The 477-nt window shown below is 51.6% G+C and carries 1 rRNA gene; it reads left to right on the top strand.

Annotation, left to right across the window (positions count from 1 at the left end):
• Positions 1–187, top strand: a 16S ribosomal RNA gene (locus AB1Z34_RS11180); the annotation flags it as partial.
• Positions 188–477 lie beyond the last annotated feature (290 nt).

The following is a 477-nucleotide window of genomic DNA, read 5'->3' as shown; positions in this document are numbered from 1 at the left end:
CAACGCTGCGGTGAATACGTTCCCGGGCCTTGTACACACCGCCCGTCACGTCATGAAAGTCGGTAACACCCGAAGCCAGTGGCCTAACACATTTTTTGTGGGGGAGCTGTCGAAGGTGGGATTGGCGATTGGGACGAAGTCGTAACAAGGTAGCCGTACCGGAAGGTGCGGCTGGATCACCTCCTTTCTAAGGAGATTATTTTTTCTTTGTGTCATGTGTCATCGTGTTGGTGGCGTGTGGCTATTTTTTGTTTTTTGGGTGGAACACCTACTGGTTAGATCACTGAAGTGGTGGTCTGCGCGTGCGTGTGATGATTTTAAGCGTTTGTGCTTTCCTTTGGTGTTGGTTGGTTGTTGGTGCGCTGTTGGGTGTCTGGGATGACACATGTTGTTGTTCCTGTTTACAGGTTGCTGCGTGCTGCGGGCAGGCTGCTGTTGTGGTGGTTTGTGTGTGGTGTGTGGGTGTTGTGTGAGAAC

The organism is Corynebacterium sp. 045007 (assembly GCF_040743205.1).
Classification (GTDB): domain Bacteria; phylum Actinomycetota; class Actinomycetes; order Mycobacteriales; family Mycobacteriaceae; genus Corynebacterium; species Corynebacterium jeikeium_D.
The sequence above is the reverse complement of the archived record's forward strand: the minus strand, read 5'-3'. Positions and strand labels throughout refer to the sequence as shown.